Consider the following 16,737-nt stretch of genomic DNA (forward strand, 5'->3'; position numbering starts at 1 on the left):
ACAAACAAGATTCGTACCAACCCGTGAGCGTGAAGAGCGCCGGGAGTTCTGTGGGAGCGGCTTTAGTCGCGAAGCAGGCGACGCGGTGCCTGGCACCGGCTTTGCCGGTGTTCGCGGCTAAAGCCGCTCCCACAGGTAATGTGCGCTGAGCTGGGAATTTTGTGCACACTTTGGTGCAGGGTTGTTACCGCCCCGCACCCCGCGAGGAGGCTCGGGTGGCTTGCGGGGCATGTTCCGCATAAGCTGTGGGCAGGATGCCATGAGGATCAGTTCGATGTTGCATGTACCGCTCGCGCTGGGGCTGTTGCTTGCCACCACCTGGGTCGAAGCGGCGCCGCTGCAGGTGCCCACCCCGGCTGCACTGAGGAGCCAGATCGACAACCTCAAGCCTGGCCAGTTTCTCTGGTACCCGCAGGTCTCGCCGGCGGGGCCGGTTACCGTTGTGGTCAGCCTCACCGAGCAACGTGCCTACGTCTATCGCAATGGCATCGCCATTGGCGTCAGCACCGTGAGCAGCGGCAAGGCAGGGCGGGAAACCCCCACCGGGGTCTTCAGCATTCTGCAGAAGAAGGTCGAGTACAATTCCAGCCTCTACAACAACGCACCGATGCCCTACATGGAGCGGTTGACCTGGGACGGTATCGCCCTGCACGCCGGGCATCTGCCAGGCTACCCGGCTTCCCACGGTTGCGTGCGCCTGCCATTGGAGTTTGCCAAGCGGCTGTATGAGGTCACCGGCTTCAGCTCTACCACCGTGATCGTCTCCGATACCCAGAGTGCACCGGTGGAGGTCTACCACCCTGGCGTGCTGGCACCCACGGTCAGCGCTGGCAAGGCCCAGGGCCCGCTGGTATTGAGCAACGAGCAGTTCTGGAGCGACCCGGACCCGACGGCCGGGCCGCTGTCGATCCTGATCAGCCGTGCCGACCTGCGCGCCTACGTGTATCGCGGTGGCCAGCTGATCGGCTCGGCGCCGGTACTCTCGCTTGAAAGCAGCAAGCACCGCAGTGGCATGGCGGTTTACTCGTTGCTGCAAAAACCCTCCGCCCTGGCGCTCGATGATGCACTACCCTTACGTTGGTCGGTGGTCGCCCTGAGCAACCCGGAGTACGGGAACACGCCCTATGAACAGCTAGGGCAATTGACCATCAACCCGGAGTTCCGCCAGCACCTGCGCGCGGCGATGGACGTCGGCACGATGCTGGTGATCACCGATTGGGCGTCGACCCGGGATACCCGCAGCGACGGGAAATTCACCGTGATCAGCACCGACGATGGCAAGGCACACAAGCCATTGGTCAAGAAATGATCGGCAATCCCGAAGAATTCAAGCAAAGTGGTGGCTTTTGGCCGCAAGCCAGCTGATTTTTTGCTGACAGGCCTTTACCGGGGTAGTCCATGTCGATGTTTGAACCCTTGCGGGGAGCTTTGCGGCTCTCGGCGGCCAGTATTGGCCTGTTTTTCCTCAGCGCCTGGCAAGCCGCCCACGCGCAGCCCCTGCCCAGCGCCGCCGAGCTGCAGCAGCTGGCACCCAACGCCAGCCTGTCGGCGCTGGGCATGGCCCTCACGGCCTACGCCTGCGCCAGCCACGGCGAGGCGGGCAAGCTGCTGACGGTGATCGATTACTCCAAGGCCTCGCGTGACAAGCGCCTGTGGGTGTTCGACCTGCGCACGCGCAAACTGTTGTTCGAGGAGTGGGTCGCCCACGGCAAGAACAGTGGCGCCGATGTACCAACCACATTCTCCAATGCCCCGAACAGCTACCAATCGTCCATCGGCCTGTATGAAACCGGCCAGATCTACAGTGGCAAGCATGGTCGCTCGCTGCGCCTGCAGGGGCTGGAGCCGGGGTTCAACGACAACAGCATGTCGCGGGCGATTGTCATGCATGCCGCCGCCTATGCCGACCCCAAGGTGGTTCCGGGCCTTGGGCGCCTGGGGCGCAGCCAGGGCTGCCCGGCGGTGCGGCCGGCCATTGCCGGCAGGCTGATCGACACGCTGCAGCGCGGCAGCTATGTATTTGCCTATTACCCGCAGCAGGACTGGCTGAAGACATCGCGCTTTCTCAACGCCCAGAGCTGCCCGCTGGCGAGCCAGTCGATCGCCAGCAAGTAGCGAGCGCGGCAGCAACAGGCAGGCCGCCTTCGATCCGAAGCGGCCTCGGTTTGTTGGCTATTCGCTGTTTTTCGGCGCAAATCACCTGATTTCCCTTTCTTGAACACCTCGACTTCGTTTTCACCCTTCCTGCGCAAAGGCAGGCCAAGGATGAAAGGCGCTTGCGAAACAGATGAATTGTCCGCAGACTGTTAACCAAAGGATTGCAGTTAACCACTGGTTACGACGCCAGGGAGAGCGTCCTCATCCCGAGCCTGCGTTGGATGTGACAAAAAAACAAAAACGTCCTGGGAGTCACTTGATGTCTTACCTCAACAAAAAGGTTGATGTGTTCCTCATCAGCATGAGCCTGATCGCGGTCCTGCTGACGGTGGTTGGCCTGGCCGCCTTCCCCGAGCAGGCCGGCATTGCTGCCAATCAACTGTTCGAATGGTCCACGCGGTCCTTTGGCACCGCGGTGCAACTGCTCATCTTCGCCAGCACCATTGCCGTGCTGGGCATCGCCTTCAGCAAGTACGGCAACATCCGCCTCGGCGCCGGCAAGCCGGAATACGCCACCGTGACCTGGGTGTTCATGTTCATCTGCGCCGGCATGGGGTCCTCGACCCTCTACTGGGGCGTGATGGAGTGGGCCTACTACTACCAGACCCCCGGCCTGAACATTGCCGCGCAGTCCCGTGAAGCCCTGGAATACAGCGTCGGCTATTCATTCTTCCACTGGGGTATCAGCGCCTGGTCGATCTACGCCCTGGCGTCGCTGGCCATGGCCTATCACTTCCATGTGCGCAAGAAGAGCGGCCTGAACCTGGCCTCGGTCGTCGAGGCGGTGACCGGGCTCAAGGCCACCGGGCCGGTGGGCCGGCTGGTCGACCTGATCTTCCTGCTGACCATGATGGGCGCGCTGACGGTGTCCCTGGCACTGACCGCCTCGACCCTGACCCGCGGCCTGTCGGGCCTGGTGGGTACGCCAGACACCTTCACTGTGCAGGTCATGCTGATCGGGGTAATTGCGATCCTGTTCTCGCTGAGTTCCTACATCGGCATCGACGGTGGCCTGCAGAAACTCAGCAAGATCGTCTGCTATGGCGCCCTGGTCTTCGCCGCCGTGGTGCTGCTGGTCGGCCCGACCCAGTTCACCATCAACAACACGGCCAACGGCATTGGCCTGATGATCCAGAACTATGTGCACATGAGCCTGTTCACCGACCCGGCCGGCGAGGGCGAATTCACCCGCAACTGGACCGTGTTCTACTGGCTGTGGTGGGTGTCGTACGCACCCGGCGTCGCGATGTTCGTCACCCGCGTATCGCGCGGTCGGCAGATCAAGGAAGTGGTGCTCGCGCTGATCATGGGCGGCAGCGTCGGCTGCTGGTTCTTCTTCGGCGCGCTGGAAAGCTACAGCATGCACCAGTTCATCACGGGCGCCATCGATGTACCGAAGATCCTCACCGAACAGGGCGGTGAAAGTGCCGTTGAAGCGGTGGTCATGGGCCTGCCATGGGGCAAGGTGTTCATGGCGGTGTACCTGTTCATCATGGCGGTCTTCTGTGCGTCGCACATGGACGCCGCCGCCTACGCCGTCGCCGCGACCAGCACCCGCAACCTGCAGGACGGTGAAGACCCGTCGCCCACTCATCGGTTGTTCTGGTGCGTGACCCTGACCCTGGTGCCGCTGGCCATGCTGTTTGCCAAGGCGTCGCTGTCCACCATGAAGACGGCCGTGGTGCTCACCGCCATTCCGTTTACCGTGATCCTGCTGATCAAGGTGTATGGCTTCTTCAAATGGATGCTGGCCGACTACGGCTCCGTGCCGGCCCATCGCATCGAGGAAGAAGCCGCGGCCATGGCGCGCGAAGAGCAACCGGTCAGCGAACGCCAGGTGGCCCAGCCAATCGCTGCTGCTGCCGAGCCGGCCTGATGATTTTTCCTGCTCGGTGTCGCCCTGACCCTTGGTTGAGACCGCAGCAGGCTTTTTTTTGCCCTGCGTGTTAACTGACAGGTTCCAGTTAACCATGAATTACAAGATGCGCAATGCGCAGCCTGGAGACAAGAGATGACCAAGTTCCAACGCCTGCCTGCTGATTTCTGCAGCGACCACGAAAAAGCGTTCACCATTCCGGCCACCTACTACACCAGCAAGGAAGTCTTCGAACACGAGAAGGAGCAGATCTTCGCCAAGAGCTGGATTTGCGTCGGCCATCGCAGTGAAGTGGCGGAGAACAACGCCTACATCACCCGCGAAGTGATTGGCGAGAGCATCATCGTCATCCGTGGCCGCGACAGCGTGCTGCGCGCCTTCTACAACGTCTGCCCGCACCGCGGCCACCAACTGCTCGAAGGCAGCGGCAAGGCCAAGAACGTGATCGCCTGCCCGTACCACGCCTGGACCTTCAAGCTCGACGGCGACCTCACCCATGTGCGCAACTGCGACCAGGTCGAGGCCTTCGACAAGGGTGACTACAGCCTCGTGCAGCTGCGTGTCGAAGAGTATGCAGGCTTCATCTACATCAACATGGACAATGCCGCAGGCCCTGTGGAAGAGCAGCTGCCCGGCCTGCAGCAGCGCATGCGCGAAGCCTGCAGCGTCATTGACGACCTGCAGCTGGCGGCACGCTTTGTCAGCCACACCCCGGCCAACTGGAAATCGATCGTCGACAACTACCTGGAGTGCTACCACTGCGGCCCGGCGCACCCGAGCTTTGCCGACTCGGTGGACGTCGGCCAGTACGGCCACACCCTGCACGGCAACTGGACGCTGCAGTACGGCGTGGCCAAGTCGTCCGAGCAATCGTTCAAGGTCGACGAGTCGGTCACCGACCCGTCCTTTGCAGGCTTCTGGGCCTGGCCGTGCACGATGTTCAACGTGCCGCCGGGGGCCAACTTCATGACCTGCATCTACGAGTTCCCGGTCGATGCCGAGACCACTTTGCAGCACTACGACATCTATTTCCTGAACAAGGACATCACCCCGGAGCAGCAAGTGCTGATCGACTGGTACCGCGAAGTGTTCCGCCCGGAAGACCTGCGCCTGGTCGAGAGCGTGCAGAAGGGCCTGAAGTCGCGGGGCTACCGTGGCCAAGGCCGGATCATGGTCGACAAGCAGCGCTCCGGCATCAGCGAGCACGGCATCGCTCACTTCCACAACCTGATTGCGGTTGCCCACCTGGACTGACCCAGAGCCCCGGCGGAAAAGCGCCGGGCGCGTTCATACCTATCGTTGATTTCGGATCGAGTTATGGCCAGGGCGGCGGGGCCGCCGTCCTGTGCGGAGTTGAGGTGCAAGATGGCCAGTGTTTACGAGATGTTCAGTGTGCGAGTGCTCGAGGTCGAACAGGCGACGCCACAAATCAAGCGCTTCACCCTTGCGCGCGCCGATGGCCAGCCTATGCCGGCCTTCACCGGTGGCAGCCACGTGATCGTGAAGATGGCGGAAGGCCTCAGCAATGCGTATTCCCTGATGAGCGACCCCAGGGACCTGTCGCACTACCAGATCGGCGTACGCCTGGAAGAGCAGTCCAAGGGTGGCTCGGCCTTCATGCATGAGCAGGTCGAAGTCGGTAGCGAACTGACCATCTCGACGCCGAACAACCTGTTCGCGCTCGACGCCACGGCCGGCAAGCATGTGATGATCGCCGGTGGCATCGGCATCACCCCCTTCCTGTCGCAACTCCACGAACTGGAAGGGGGCGCTACGCCTTACGAGCTCCACTACGCCTTCCGCAGCCCCGATCACGGCGCCTTCCACGGGCAACTGGTGGATGGCCCGCATGCCGCCAGTGTCAACGTGTACGTCGACAGCCTCGGGCGTCGCCTGGACCTGCAGGCACTGTTTGCCAGCATGAGCGAGGACGCGCACGTTTATGTGTGCGGCCCCAAGCCCTTGATCGATGCGGTGGTGGAGGGGGCCGAAGCGGCGGGCATTGCCGAAGCCCGCGTGCATTTCGAGCAGTTCGCGGCCACCCCGGCTGCCGGCGGTGCATTCACCCTGGTGCTTGGCAAGTCTGGGCGCGAACTCCAGGTCGAGGAAGGCATGACCATCATCCAGGCCATCGAGAACGTCAAGGCCGCCCAGGTCGAGTGCCTGTGCCGCGAAGGCGTTTGCGGTACCTGCGAAACGGCCATCCTCGAAGGCGAAGCCGAGCACTTTGACCAGTACCTCTCCGATGAAGAAAAGGCGTCCCAGCAGACCTTGATGATCTGCGTCTCCAGGGCCCGTGGCGCAAGGTTGGTCATCGACCTCTGAGCCCCGGTCCAGGTCAAGGGCTTGCCAGGCACGTCTGTCATCCATCGGTTGACAGATGTGTATACTGGCAGCCAAGCCCTCCCAGGACCGCCCCCTCATGCAGGAAAACAGCTTCGCCTTCCGCCTCAAGGAATTGCTGGAACACAACAAGCTGACGCTTCAGGCCGTCGGTACCGCCCTGGGTATCTCCCGCACCGCCGTCCACAAATGGACCAAGGGCGGGGAAATCGACTACGACAACCTGCGCAAGCTCGCCGACTTTCTGCGGGTGAACTGGATCTGGTTGCGCTACGGCCAGGAGGCCTTGAACAGCGTGCAGCATGCGGAGCCCGTCGAGCTGCCGATGACCGACCTGCGCCGCCGCTACGCCGCCGAGATCATGGAAAACGAAGCCCGCATGAAGCTTGCCCAGGAAGCCGCGCGTATCGTGACCTGGGAGTGGAACCTGATCAGCGACGAGTTGACCTACTCGCCGAACGTGCAGGACGTCTACGGCTGGACCATCAGCTCGAACGAAGACTTCTGGAGCCATCTCCCTGACGAGGACGTCGAGGCGATGCAGGCGATGTACGACCGCATCATCCGCTCGGGTGAAAACTGCGATTACGATTACCGGATGTCCCAGCCCGACGGCAGCGTGCGCTGGATTTCGTCGCGCTCGACGGTGGTGCACGATGCGGCGGGCCGGCCGATCAAGATCGTCGGCATCAGCATGGACAACACCGCGCGCAAGCTGATGGAGCAAGCGCTGCGCACCAGTGAGGAACGCTTCCGCTCGATCTTCGAGCTGAGCGAAGGTGCGCTTGCATTCATTCATCTGGATGGGCGCTTGCAGCGCGTCAATGACAGCCTCTGCGCGTTGCTCGGCTACAGCCAGCAGGATCTGTGCGCGCTGAATTTCCAACAGATCACCCACCCCGATGACCTGCAGGCCAATCTGAGCCTGCTGGTGCAGTTGCTGGCAGGCTCGATCAACCGCTACGTGGTCGAAAAACGCGTACGTTGTGGCGATGGCAGCTACAAGTGGGTGAGGGTGCGGACCTCCATCCAGCGCCAGGGCGATGGCGCTGCCGACTACCTCATCAGCGTTTTCGAAGACATCCACGCGGCCAAGGTCGAGCAGCAGGCGTTGCTGATGAAAATCGAAGCCTTGGAGTCGCAGCTGGCGGGTAGCCCGATTTCCTAGGGCTCTGCCTCTGTCTGTTGCAGGAGCAGCTGTCTTGCTCGATCTCTGAAAGTTGGCGCGATCTCTGTAGGAGCCGCGCTTGTCGTGGCAACGAACCGGAGCGATGAGCTTTGGGCGGTGTTTACCCAGGGACGGAAGGCGCCATTCAACTGCTCAGTCGCTTCTCCATTGGCTGATAGATCAGTCCAGCAACCTCGCCCACTGCCCCTGCCAGTGCAAAACCGTAACTTTCATAAGCTGCCACTGAAGACAGCGACGCCCTGACGGTTACTACGTTGGCCCGGGCCTGTTCCAGAGCCGAATTCATCAGGAGCTTGCCAATACCGCGGCGCTGCCAGGCTGGCGCAACGAACAGCATCGCTACATGGCGCCCTTCCTTGAGTTCAACAAGTCCGGCCAGGGTCCCCTCTACGATACAAACCAGTGTCAGGTTGTCACCAGCCATTCGTTCAGCTAACGCCTCCTGTGCAGCAATCTTGGTGAATGTTTCCACGCCCTGGTCCGAGACTAAGGGCGCAACCGCCAGCATGAACGACTCAAGGCACAAGGCATTGGCGCTTGGCAGGTCTTCGTGAGTCATCTTTCGTATCTGCATGGTCGTCCTCCGTGACTTGAGTCGGGTATTCCTACCGCGAAACATCATGGGCAGCAACGTACCTGCGCGCAGACACTGCCCGGCTTCAAGATAGTGGGTGGAGAAAAGCGACGGGGCTTCGGATGAGTCCCGCGTTGTCATCAAGATGCTGAAGTTTCCTGGGCCAGCTTCGCATGGGTGGTCAGCTCCTCAGTGATAAAGGCCGAAATCATCGCCCGGTAGACCTGTTCCACAACCTCAGCCGAGGCACCGGTGTTGTCTGCCATTTCACGAACCTTCCGGATCACTTGCTCGACCCGGGCAGGCGCACGCACATCATCGGTGGTTTTCTTGAAGGCCGCAGCTTGCGTCACTAGCCGTCCCCGTTTGGCGAGAAGCGAAACGAGGCTGCGGTCGATTTCATCGATTTCTTGGCGGACTTCGTCCAGAGAGGTGCAACGTACATCCATGTGCTTGACTTCCTTTTCATGAGCCTGCGATTGATTGGGGCAGGCAGTTGCTTGTGGTTCGAGGCTGTATTGTAGCCTCTGGTGAATGTCCGGGTCGAAATCGGCCGTTTGAGGGTGAACGCTGTCGAGCAAAGGCAGACCCAAGAATGTTGGTGCCGCTTTGCGGCCATCGCTGCGGTTCGTCGCCACGACAAGCGCGGCTCCCAAAAGAGCCGCGCAATCCTTCAGTGCTGCATTTATCAGGTCTTGACGGTGCTGGCCGCCGCGACCCTGCGCTTGCTCATCAGGCCGTAATAACAGGCTGCCGGGAACAGCAGCCCCACCACCCAGGCCAGGTCGATGCCCTGCAGCGAAGCTGCGACCGGCCCGACGTAGAGGGAGGTGTTCATGAACGGAATCTCCAGCGCGATGGTGGCGAGGAACACGCCCACAGCGATCCAGTTGACCCGGCCGTAGATGCCCGACGGGTCGAAGATATCGGCAATTTGGTAGACCCCCTTGCGCAGCGCGTAGTAGTCCACCAGGTTGATCGCCGTCCATGGGATCAGGAAGTAACTCATGAAGAAGATGAAGTTCAGGAAGAACTGGATGAAGTCATCCTGAGCCAAAGTGCACAACGCCGTCGCCAGGGCACAGATCACCAGCATGAAGCCTGCGCGTACCCCAGGGGTGACCTTCAGCGCCGCGAACGGCTCGATCACCGTCACCGTCGACATGAAGGCGCCATACAGGTTGAACACATTGATCGCGATCTGCCCGTAGAGCACGAACGCCACCGCCAGCAAGGTGCCGCCACCGAGCACGCCGAGTAACTGCAGGCCGACGTTGTCGGAAAAGCCGGCGATGGCCTTGGCCAGCACCGCCCCCAGCAGCATCATCCAGCTGCCGCCGATGACCGTGCCCGCGTAGCTGTACCAGAACACCTGCCGCGTGGACGTGCGGGTTGGCAGATAGCGCGAGTAGTCGGCCACGTAAGGCGCATAGGACAACTGCCAGGTTACCGCGATGCTCACCGAGGCGAGGAAGGTGGCCAGGTTGAAGCCTTGCGCTGTCCATTGCCCGCTTTCCATCGGCAACGCCAGGGCCAGCAGGGTGGCGATGCCGAAGACTGCGATCGACAGCAACGACAGCAGCTTCTGCAGGCGGTGGATGAGCTGATAGCCAAACAGCGCCACCAGAAAGCACAGGCCGCCGAGCAGGGCGATGTTGCCGCCGTTGCCGAACGGGCTGGCACTGGCGATGGCCTGGGCGGCCAATAGCGTGTTGCTGACAAAGAAGCCCAGGTAGATGAGCATCACGAACAGCAACGGCACGATGGCGCCGAACACGCCGAACTGCGCGCGGCTCTGGATCATCTGCGGGATGCCCAGGCGCGGGCCCTGGGCGGAATGCGACGCCATGAAGATCGCGCCGATCAACGAGCCGAGCAGGATCGACAGCGCGCTCCAGAACAGGTTGAGCCCCATGCTGATCGGCAGCACACCGGCGGCCACCGTGGTGATGTTGGCGTTGGCGCCAAACCAGACGAAGAACAGCGAACGCGGCTCGCCATGGCGTTCGGCTTCCGGGATGAAGTCGATACTTCTTTTCTCTACTTTCATGTCGTTCTCCCCTCAGCGCTGGGTAGCCAGTTGGTGTTCGAAGCGCGCAATCGTCTGCACGAACGCATCTGGCGCAAAGGCGAGGTGGTCGGGTTCTGCGCTGCGCACAGAGGCTGCCGGCTGGTGGTTCCAGCGGCGCAGCAACTGCTCGGTGGCGAAGATTTCCAGCCCGTAGAGCCAGTTGGAGAGGATGAACAGCGCCGAGTAATGGGCGGCGAGCGTGGTCGCCGTGCAGGCGTCGGCGACCAGCACCAGCTGGAAGTCGTGCTGGTAGGCATCGAACAGGCTGCTCATTACGCACACGTCGGTCAATACACCGATCACCACCAGCCGCTTGATGCCGCGGCCTTTCAAGGTCTGGGCCAGATGCGTGCCGTGAAAGGCGCTGTAGCGCTGCTTGTCGATCACCACGTCACCGGCCTGCGGTGCCAGGGCGTCGATGATTTCGATGGCAGGGGTGCCAGCGCGGTAAGTGGTCGGACGGCCTTGTGCGTCGACCGGTTCGCCAAATGCCAGGTCGCGGCCTTGCGCATCGTTGACGTGGCGGGTGTAGAACAGCGGCAGGTTGCGACGGCGGGCGTCGTCAATCAGCGCCGCAGCGTTGTCGATTACAGTGTCGAAGCGCGGCAGGGGGAAGCTGTCTTCCTGCTGCAGGTCGATTACCAGCATGGCAGTGTCTTGAGTCATCGGGTTTCTTCCAGGTGCAGAACACCGGACGCTGCTCCAGGAGCTCGCCAGGCCATTCTGCGGATGCAGTGATGCAGGCGCCGCTAAAGGGCCTGCGAGAATCGAGCAGCAACGCTCGTGGAAGAAATCAGCCGACTATTTGCCAGAACCCGTTCTGCTTGGCGGCGACTGCGGCGGGAAGGCGTTGCAGGGTGACCTGCAACGGTGCCGACGCTCGGCGCAGGAATCCGTTCATGGCCCCACACGGCAAGGCGCGCACCCAGCCAGAACGGCGGGTGCGAAACTTGGCAACGAGGGAGGGGAAGCGGGCCATGAACAGAACACTCGCGTGATAGGTTCAGTCATGGCAGCAAAACTCGGGCCAATACCGCGAATGCGCTGGGAGTGTCGTCTTTGACGGGTTGAGCTTGGCAGTGTTACTTGCTGGCATGTGGTATGCCGTAATACTGTGCTACCAAGTGTATCAACCCGTCGCCTCAGGCGCCCTTGCGCGTCACCATCGCGGTCAGGGCAGCCTTTGCCTCATCACTGTTGAGCCGCTCGATGAACAGCAGGCCTTCCCTGGCCACCGTTGCGGTCAATGCTTCGCGCTGCCCATCCTTGAGCAGACGCCTGCTGATGCGCAGCGCGTCGGCCGGCAGCTGCTGCAGGCGCCGCGCCAGCTTGACGGCGGCAGCCAGGCATTGTGTGCCATCGTCGAACAACTCGGTCGCCAGCCCCCACTGCACGGCCTGTTCGCCATTCAGCGCCTGATTACACAGCAACAGCTGCGCCGCCCGCGCATGCCCGAGCATCTGTGGCAGCAACAGGCTCGCGCCAAACTCCGGGCACACGCCCAACGCCACGAACGGTGTGCGCAGCTTGGCGTCACGGCTGATCAGTACCTGGTCGCAGTGCAGCAGCAGCGTGGTGCCGATGCCGATCGCAGGCCCGGCCACCGCGGCGATCAGCGGTTTGTCCAGCGCCAGCACCGCCCACATCATGCGGAACACCGGGCTTTGCAGGTCGGTCGGCGGCTGGTCGAGAAAGTCCGGCAAGTCGTTGCCGGCGGTGAAGCACTCGGTGCTGCCGGTGATCAGGATCACTTCGACCTGCGGGTCGTTGTTGGCGGCCTCGAACAGCTCCGCCAGCCGCGTGTACATGGCGTTGGTCAGGGCGTTGAGTTTGTCCGCGCGGTTCAGGCGCAGGGTCAGCAGGCCTTCGTCGAGCTGCGCGTGGATCAGGTCGGTCATGGGCGGTGCCTCTGTTGTTGTTATCGTGGCCGAGTATAAACAGGCTTTCGCGACCGAGGCGAGTTGCTATACAGTCGTTCAACTGTGCGATCCACGAGAGCCACCCATGACCCAGGAAGCCCGCTTCAGCCGCATGCTGCCCGAACTGCGCAAGGCCAATCTGGTCGAGGCCACCCTGGCCTGCCTGAAGCGCCATGGCTTCCAGGGCGCATCGATCCGCAAGATTTCCGCCGAAGCCGGCGTCTCGGTGGGCCTGATCAGCCACCACTATTCGGGCAAGGACGAACTGGTCGCCGAAGCCTACATGGCCGTCACCGGCCGGGTCATGCAACTGCTGCGCGAGGCCATGGCCCAGGTCGCACCCAATGCCCGCGAACGGCTGTCGGCGTTCTTCCGTGGCTCGTTCAGCGCCGAGCTGCTCGACCCGCAACTGCTCGATGCCTGGCTGGCGTTCTGGGGCGCGGTGAAGACCGCCGAGGCGATCAACCAGGTGCACGACCACTCCTATGGCGAGTACCGCCGCGAACTGCGCACGCTGCTGGCCGAGCTGGCGCGGGAGGAGGGCTGGGAACACTTCGATGCCGACCTCGCCGCCATCAGCCTCAGCGCCTTGCTCGACGGCCTGTGGCTGGAGTCCGGGCTGAACCCGGGCACCTTCACCCCGGCCCAGGGCGTGCAGATCTGCGAGGCCTGGGTCGATGGCCTGCAGGCCGGCGGTCGGCAACGCTTCACCGCGGCCACCGAGGGCTGTTGATCGACCGTTCAGCAATCGCTAGTCTTGGCCCACTCTAATAAAAAAATCGCCTTCGGGCGCTTCAGGACTACCCGCAATGACCTCTCAGGTACTGATCGTCGATGACGATCCGCTGATTCGTGACTTGCTCCAGGCCTACCTGTCCCAGGAAGGCTATACCGTCCACTGCGCCGCCACCGCGGAGCAGGCCGAAACGCTACTGAGCGAGCAGCCGGTGGAACTGGTGATGCTCGACATCCGCCTGCCCGGCAAGGACGGCCTGACCCTGACCCGCGAGCTGCGGGTGCGCTCGGAGGTGGGGATCATCCTGATCACCGGGCGCAACGACGAGATCGACCGCATCGTCGGTTTGGAATGCGGCGCCGACGATTATGTCAGCAAACCGCTCAACCCCCGCGAACTGGTGTCCCGCGCGAAGAACCTGATCCGTCGCGTGCGCCACGCCCAGGGCGCCCGGCCGGCCTGCGTGGCCACTGTCACCCTCAAGCAGTTCGGTGACTGGTCGCTGGACTGCGACCGCCGCCGCCTGATCGATGCGCAAGGCGGCGAAACCCTGTTGACCCACGGTGAGTTCCAGCTGCTCAGCGTGTTCCTGCGCAACAGCGGCCATACCTTGAGCCGCGACCAGCTGATGGACCAGATCCGCAACCGTGAGTGGGTGCCCAACGACCGTTCCATCGACGTGCTGGTCGGCCGCCTGCGGCGCAAGCTGCACGATGACCCCGCCGAGCCCGAACTGATCATCACCATCCACGGCGCCGGCTACCTGTTCACTGCCAGCGTGGCCGCGTGAGCCAGTACCTGTTCGGCCTGCTGATGTTGCTGGCCAGCGGTGCGCTGCAGGCCGCCGAGACCGTGCGTTACTGCGACTACCCGGTATACCCACCGGTGTCCTGGAGCGATGGCAAGCAGCCGCGCGGGCTGGCGCCGACGGTGGTGCGCGAGCTGTTCGGGCGGCTGGGTTACCAGGTCGAGATGGTCGTGCTCGGCAACTGGCAACGCTGCCTGCTCGACGCTGCCGAAGGGCGGGTGGATGTGGTGTTGGCCTACACCTCGGAGCAGCGTGCCAAATCCATGCGCTTCTCGCAGGTACCGGTGCTGCGTGAGGAGGTGGCGGTGTTCGCCAACCGTCAGCACCCGCTGCAGTTCGACAAGCTCGAAGACCTGGCCAGGTATCGGGGCGGGCTGTTGTTCGGTGAAAGCTACGGTCCGGCATTCGACCGCTTCGTGGCGCAGCACCAGAATATCGAGTGGGTGTCGGACAGCGGGCAGAACTTCGGCAAGCTGATTCGCGGGCGTATCGACTTCGTGGTCCAGGAGCGGCGCACCGGCCAGCTGTTCGTCGAGCACCTGCCCGGCGCCCAGGACATCGTCGCGCTGCCCCCGGCCCTGAGTGTCGACTACCTGCGCGTGGCGGTGTCGCGCCACTCGCCGTTGAGCAAGCGCATGGCCGACATCGACGCGCAACTGCAGCAGATGACCGACGCCGGCGAGCTGGAGCGCTGGCTGCATGAAAGCGAGGTCACCTACCGCGACATGGTCAGCCAGCCATGAGCCGCCTGCAACCGGGTGGCCTGTTGCGCCGGCTGCTGCTGTTCATCCTGCTGTTCAGCCTGTGCTTCACGGTGCTGGCCAGCAGCGTGCAGCTGTATTTCGAGTACCGCCGCGAGATGCGCGAGATCGATGCGCGCATGGCGCTGATCCGCGCCGGCTACCTGGCCAGCCTGGAGCGCAGCCTGTGGGACCTGAACCAGGAGCAGCTGAACGTGCAGTTGCGCGGGCTGGTGGACTTTTCCGATGTGGCGCGGGTGCGCCTGAGCAGCGTCGACTTCAGCTTGCAGCAAGGTGACCCGAACCCTCAAGGGCCGCTGCGGGTCGAGCGTTTTCCCCTGGACTACCAGCCACCTTCCGGGCCGGTGCGGCACCTGGGCGAGCTGGAAGTGAGTACTGACCTGGGCGCGGTACACCGGCGGCTGTTCGCCACCGGCCTGACCAGCCTGTTGTGGATGAGCGTGTTCCTCTGTGGCCTGGCGCTGGCGCTGTCGGGGCTGTTCTATCGCCTGGTGACCCGTCACCTGCAGGTCATGGCCGACTTCGCCCGGCGCATCGGTGCCGGGCAATGGCACGAGCCTCTGCGCCTGAACAAGCGCCGCTCGCCCCATACCGACGAGATCGACAGCGTGGCGCTGGCACTGGACGACATGCGCCGGGCGATCCTCAGTGACAGCGAACGCCGCGAAACCGACCGCCTGGCCTTGCAGGACAAGCGCGACGAACTGCAGAAGCAGGTCGAGCGGCGCACGGCAAGCCTGATGCGCGCCAAGGACGATGCCGAGGCAGCCAACCTGGCCAAGTCGCGCTTCCTCGCCACCATGAGCCATGAGCTGCGCACGCCGCTCAACGGCATCCTCGGCATGGCCGAACTGCTGCGTGGCGCCGGGCTCGCGGCGCCGGACCGCCAGCGCCTGGAGGCGTTGTACAAGGCCGGCGAGGGTTTGCTGAGCATCCTCAACGAGGTGCTGTATTTTGCCCGCCTCGAAGAGGGCGAAAGCCGCCCCGAGGCCGTGGCGTTCTCCCTGCGCCAGTTGTGCGCCGAGGTGGTGACCCTGCTCGAACCCCGCGCGCTGGTCAACGACAGCCTGGTGCTGTGCCGCATCGACCCGCAGCTGGCCGCGTACCAGCAAGGCGCCGAGCAGTACCTGCGCCAGGTGCTGAGCAACCTGCTGGCCAACGCCATCAAGTTCACCGAAGGCGGCGAAATTCTGGTCGAAGTACAGGTGTTGCAGGAGCAACCCGGGCGGCAGCGCCTGCGCCTGAGCGTCACCGACGACGGCATTGGCATCTGCGAGGCAATGCAGCCGAAGATCTTCGACCGTTTCGTCCAGGCCAGCGAGGCGGTCGCGCGGCGCTATGGCGGCACCGGCCTGGGGCTGGCGATCAGCAAGCACCTGGTCGAGCAGATGGCCGGGCAGATTGGCGTGCGCAGCCGCGAGGGGGAGGGCAGCTGCTTCTGGCTGGAGCTGGAGCTGCAGACGGCACAGGCGCCGCAGGCCATGGCGCAGGCTGAGCGTGCCGCGACGCCGCTGCAGATTCTGGTGGTGGAAGACGTGGCCCTGAACCGTGAGGTGGTGCGCGGGCTGCTGGAGCGTGACGGGCATGAAGTCTGGCTGGCCGAAGATGCCGAGCAGGGTTTGCAGCTGTGTGCGCGGCAACGCTTCGACCTGCTCCTGCTGGATGTGCACTTGCCAGGCATCAGTGGCGTGGAACTGTGCCGACAGCTGCGTGGCGGCGCCACGCCCAACCGCGATACGCGCATCCTGGCGCTGACTGCCAGCGTTCAGCCGGGGCTGGTGCGTGCCTATCTGGATGCCGGCATGCAGGGGGTGCTGGGCAAGCCGCTGAAGCTTGCCAATCTGCGCCAGGCGTTGGCGGGGCAGTGTCAGGAGGAAACGCCGGCCACGTCCGCCTGGCTTGACCACGAACTGTTGGCCACGCACCGCACGCTGCTTGGCGAACAGAAACTGCAAGGCCTGCTGGCTGGCTTGCAAGACGGCCTGGCGCAACAGCGCCAGCCGTTGCTCGAAGCGGTCGACGCGGGGGACTGCACCGAGGTGACCCACCTGGCCCACCGGCTGGCCGGCAGCAGCGATTCCATGGGATTGTGCGGCCTGGCGGCGACCTTGCGCCGGCTGGAAGAGCAGGCCCAGGCCCGTGACAAGGCGGGTGTGCGGGCCATGGGCCCGTTGCTGGCCGAGCAGTTGCAGCGTGCCGAACACACCCTCACCGAACTGCTGCTCGCCTGAGCGACAAAATCCTTACGACTTTTTACATCTTTGATCTTTACGATCAACCGGGCCTTACATCGCTTTCCAATA

Annotated in this window: 15 protein-coding genes; 10 read left to right on the top strand and 5 right to left on the bottom strand. The window is 63.2% G+C overall.

Going from position 1 to position 16,737, the window contains the following annotated elements; all coding sequences use genetic code 11:
• The first annotated feature begins 274 nt into the window (after window positions 1-274).
• From ACIPZ8_RS24530 to ACIPZ8_RS24555, 6 genes are all read left to right on the top strand, one after another.
• The gene (locus ACIPZ8_RS24530; RefSeq protein WP_400728741.1) at window positions 275-1,309 is read left to right on the top strand and encodes a L,D-transpeptidase; all 1,035 of its coding nucleotides are present in this window, start codon (window positions 275-277) and stop codon (window positions 1,307-1,309) included.
• Between the two features lie 89 nt (window positions 1,310-1,398).
• The gene (locus tag ACIPZ8_RS24535) at window positions 1,399-2,115 is read left to right on the top strand and encodes a murein L,D-transpeptidase catalytic domain family protein (protein ID WP_400728744.1); all 717 of its coding nucleotides are present in this window, start codon (window positions 1,399-1,401) and stop codon (window positions 2,113-2,115) included.
• 301 nt (window positions 2,116-2,416) lie between these two features.
• Window positions 2,417-4,033 (top strand): BCCT family transporter, encoded by a 1,617-nt coding sequence (locus ACIPZ8_RS24540; protein WP_400728747.1) that lies wholly within the window; start codon window positions 2,417-2,419, stop codon window positions 4,031-4,033.
• A gap of 135 nt (window positions 4,034-4,168) precedes the next feature.
• Window positions 4,169-5,287 (top strand): aromatic ring-hydroxylating dioxygenase subunit alpha, encoded by a 1,119-nt coding sequence (locus tag ACIPZ8_RS24545; RefSeq protein ID WP_400728750.1) that lies wholly within the window; start codon window positions 4,169-4,171, stop codon window positions 5,285-5,287.
• A 111-nt stretch (window positions 5,288-5,398) separates the two neighbouring features.
• A complete protein-coding gene (locus ACIPZ8_RS24550) occupies window positions 5,399-6,358 on the top strand; it encodes a PDR/VanB family oxidoreductase (RefSeq protein ID WP_400728753.1) in 960 nt (319 codons plus the stop codon).
• A gap of 97 nt (window positions 6,359-6,455) precedes the next feature.
• Window positions 6,456-7,544, top strand: coding sequence for a PAS domain S-box protein (locus ACIPZ8_RS24555; RefSeq protein ID WP_400728755.1), 1,089 nt, complete (start codon window positions 6,456-6,458; stop codon window positions 7,542-7,544).
• Window positions 7,545-7,689: 145 nt separating this feature from the next.
• Here the strand turns inward: ACIPZ8_RS24555 and ACIPZ8_RS24560 are convergent, their stop codons facing one another.
• The 5 genes from ACIPZ8_RS24560 to ACIPZ8_RS24580 all read right to left on the bottom strand — a co-directional run bounded on the left by ACIPZ8_RS24560 (window position 7,690) and on the right by ACIPZ8_RS24580 (window position 12,108).
• On the bottom strand, window positions 7,690-8,139 hold the full coding sequence (locus ACIPZ8_RS24560; protein WP_400728758.1) for a GNAT family N-acetyltransferase: 450 nt from the start codon (window positions 8,137-8,139) through the stop codon (window positions 7,690-7,692).
• Between the two features lie 140 nt (window positions 8,140-8,279).
• Window positions 8,280-8,588, bottom strand: a complete 309-nt coding sequence (locus ACIPZ8_RS24565; protein WP_400728847.1) for a chorismate mutase — start codon at window positions 8,586-8,588, stop codon at window positions 8,280-8,282.
• A gap of 239 nt (window positions 8,589-8,827) precedes the next feature.
• A complete protein-coding gene (locus ACIPZ8_RS24570; protein WP_400728761.1) occupies window positions 8,828-10,189 on the bottom strand; it encodes a purine-cytosine permease family protein in 1,362 nt (453 codons plus the stop codon).
• 12 nt (window positions 10,190-10,201) lie between these two features.
• Window positions 10,202-10,876, bottom strand: a complete 675-nt coding sequence (locus ACIPZ8_RS24575) for a cysteine hydrolase family protein (RefSeq protein WP_400728764.1) — start codon at window positions 10,874-10,876, stop codon at window positions 10,202-10,204.
• A gap of 476 nt (window positions 10,877-11,352) precedes the next feature.
• Window positions 11,353-12,108: an enoyl-CoA hydratase-related protein gene (locus ACIPZ8_RS24580; RefSeq protein WP_400728766.1), complete on the bottom strand. Its 756-nt coding sequence runs from the start codon at window positions 12,106-12,108 to the stop codon at window positions 11,353-11,355.
• 106 nt (window positions 12,109-12,214) lie between these two features.
• Between ACIPZ8_RS24580 and ACIPZ8_RS24585 the strand changes: the two genes are divergently transcribed.
• The 4 genes from ACIPZ8_RS24585 to ACIPZ8_RS24600 all read left to right on the top strand — a co-directional run bounded on the left by ACIPZ8_RS24585 (window position 12,215) and on the right by ACIPZ8_RS24600 (window position 16,665).
• Window positions 12,215-12,862 (top strand): TetR family transcriptional regulator C-terminal domain-containing protein, encoded by a 648-nt coding sequence (locus ACIPZ8_RS24585; protein WP_400728769.1) that lies wholly within the window; start codon window positions 12,215-12,217, stop codon window positions 12,860-12,862.
• A 76-nt stretch (window positions 12,863-12,938) separates the two neighbouring features.
• Entirely contained in the window at window positions 12,939-13,655 is a 717-nt protein-coding gene (locus ACIPZ8_RS24590) for a response regulator (RefSeq protein WP_400728772.1), read from the top strand.
• A 23-nt stretch (window positions 13,656-13,678) separates the two neighbouring features.
• Complete coding sequence (locus ACIPZ8_RS24595; RefSeq protein ID WP_400728850.1) at window positions 13,679-14,416, top strand: substrate-binding periplasmic protein; 738 nt, start codon at window positions 13,679-13,681, stop codon at window positions 14,414-14,416.
• The gene (locus tag ACIPZ8_RS24600; RefSeq protein ID WP_400728775.1) at window positions 14,413-16,665 is read left to right on the top strand and encodes an ATP-binding protein; all 2,253 of its coding nucleotides are present in this window, start codon (window positions 14,413-14,415) and stop codon (window positions 16,663-16,665) included. The genes ACIPZ8_RS24595 and ACIPZ8_RS24600 overlap by 4 nt, the downstream gene beginning before the upstream one ends.
• Window positions 16,666-16,737 lie beyond the last annotated feature (72 nt).

This window comes from Pseudomonas sp. NPDC089422 (assembly GCF_044749405.1).
GTDB lineage: Bacteria > Pseudomonadota > Gammaproteobacteria > Pseudomonadales > Pseudomonadaceae > Aquipseudomonas.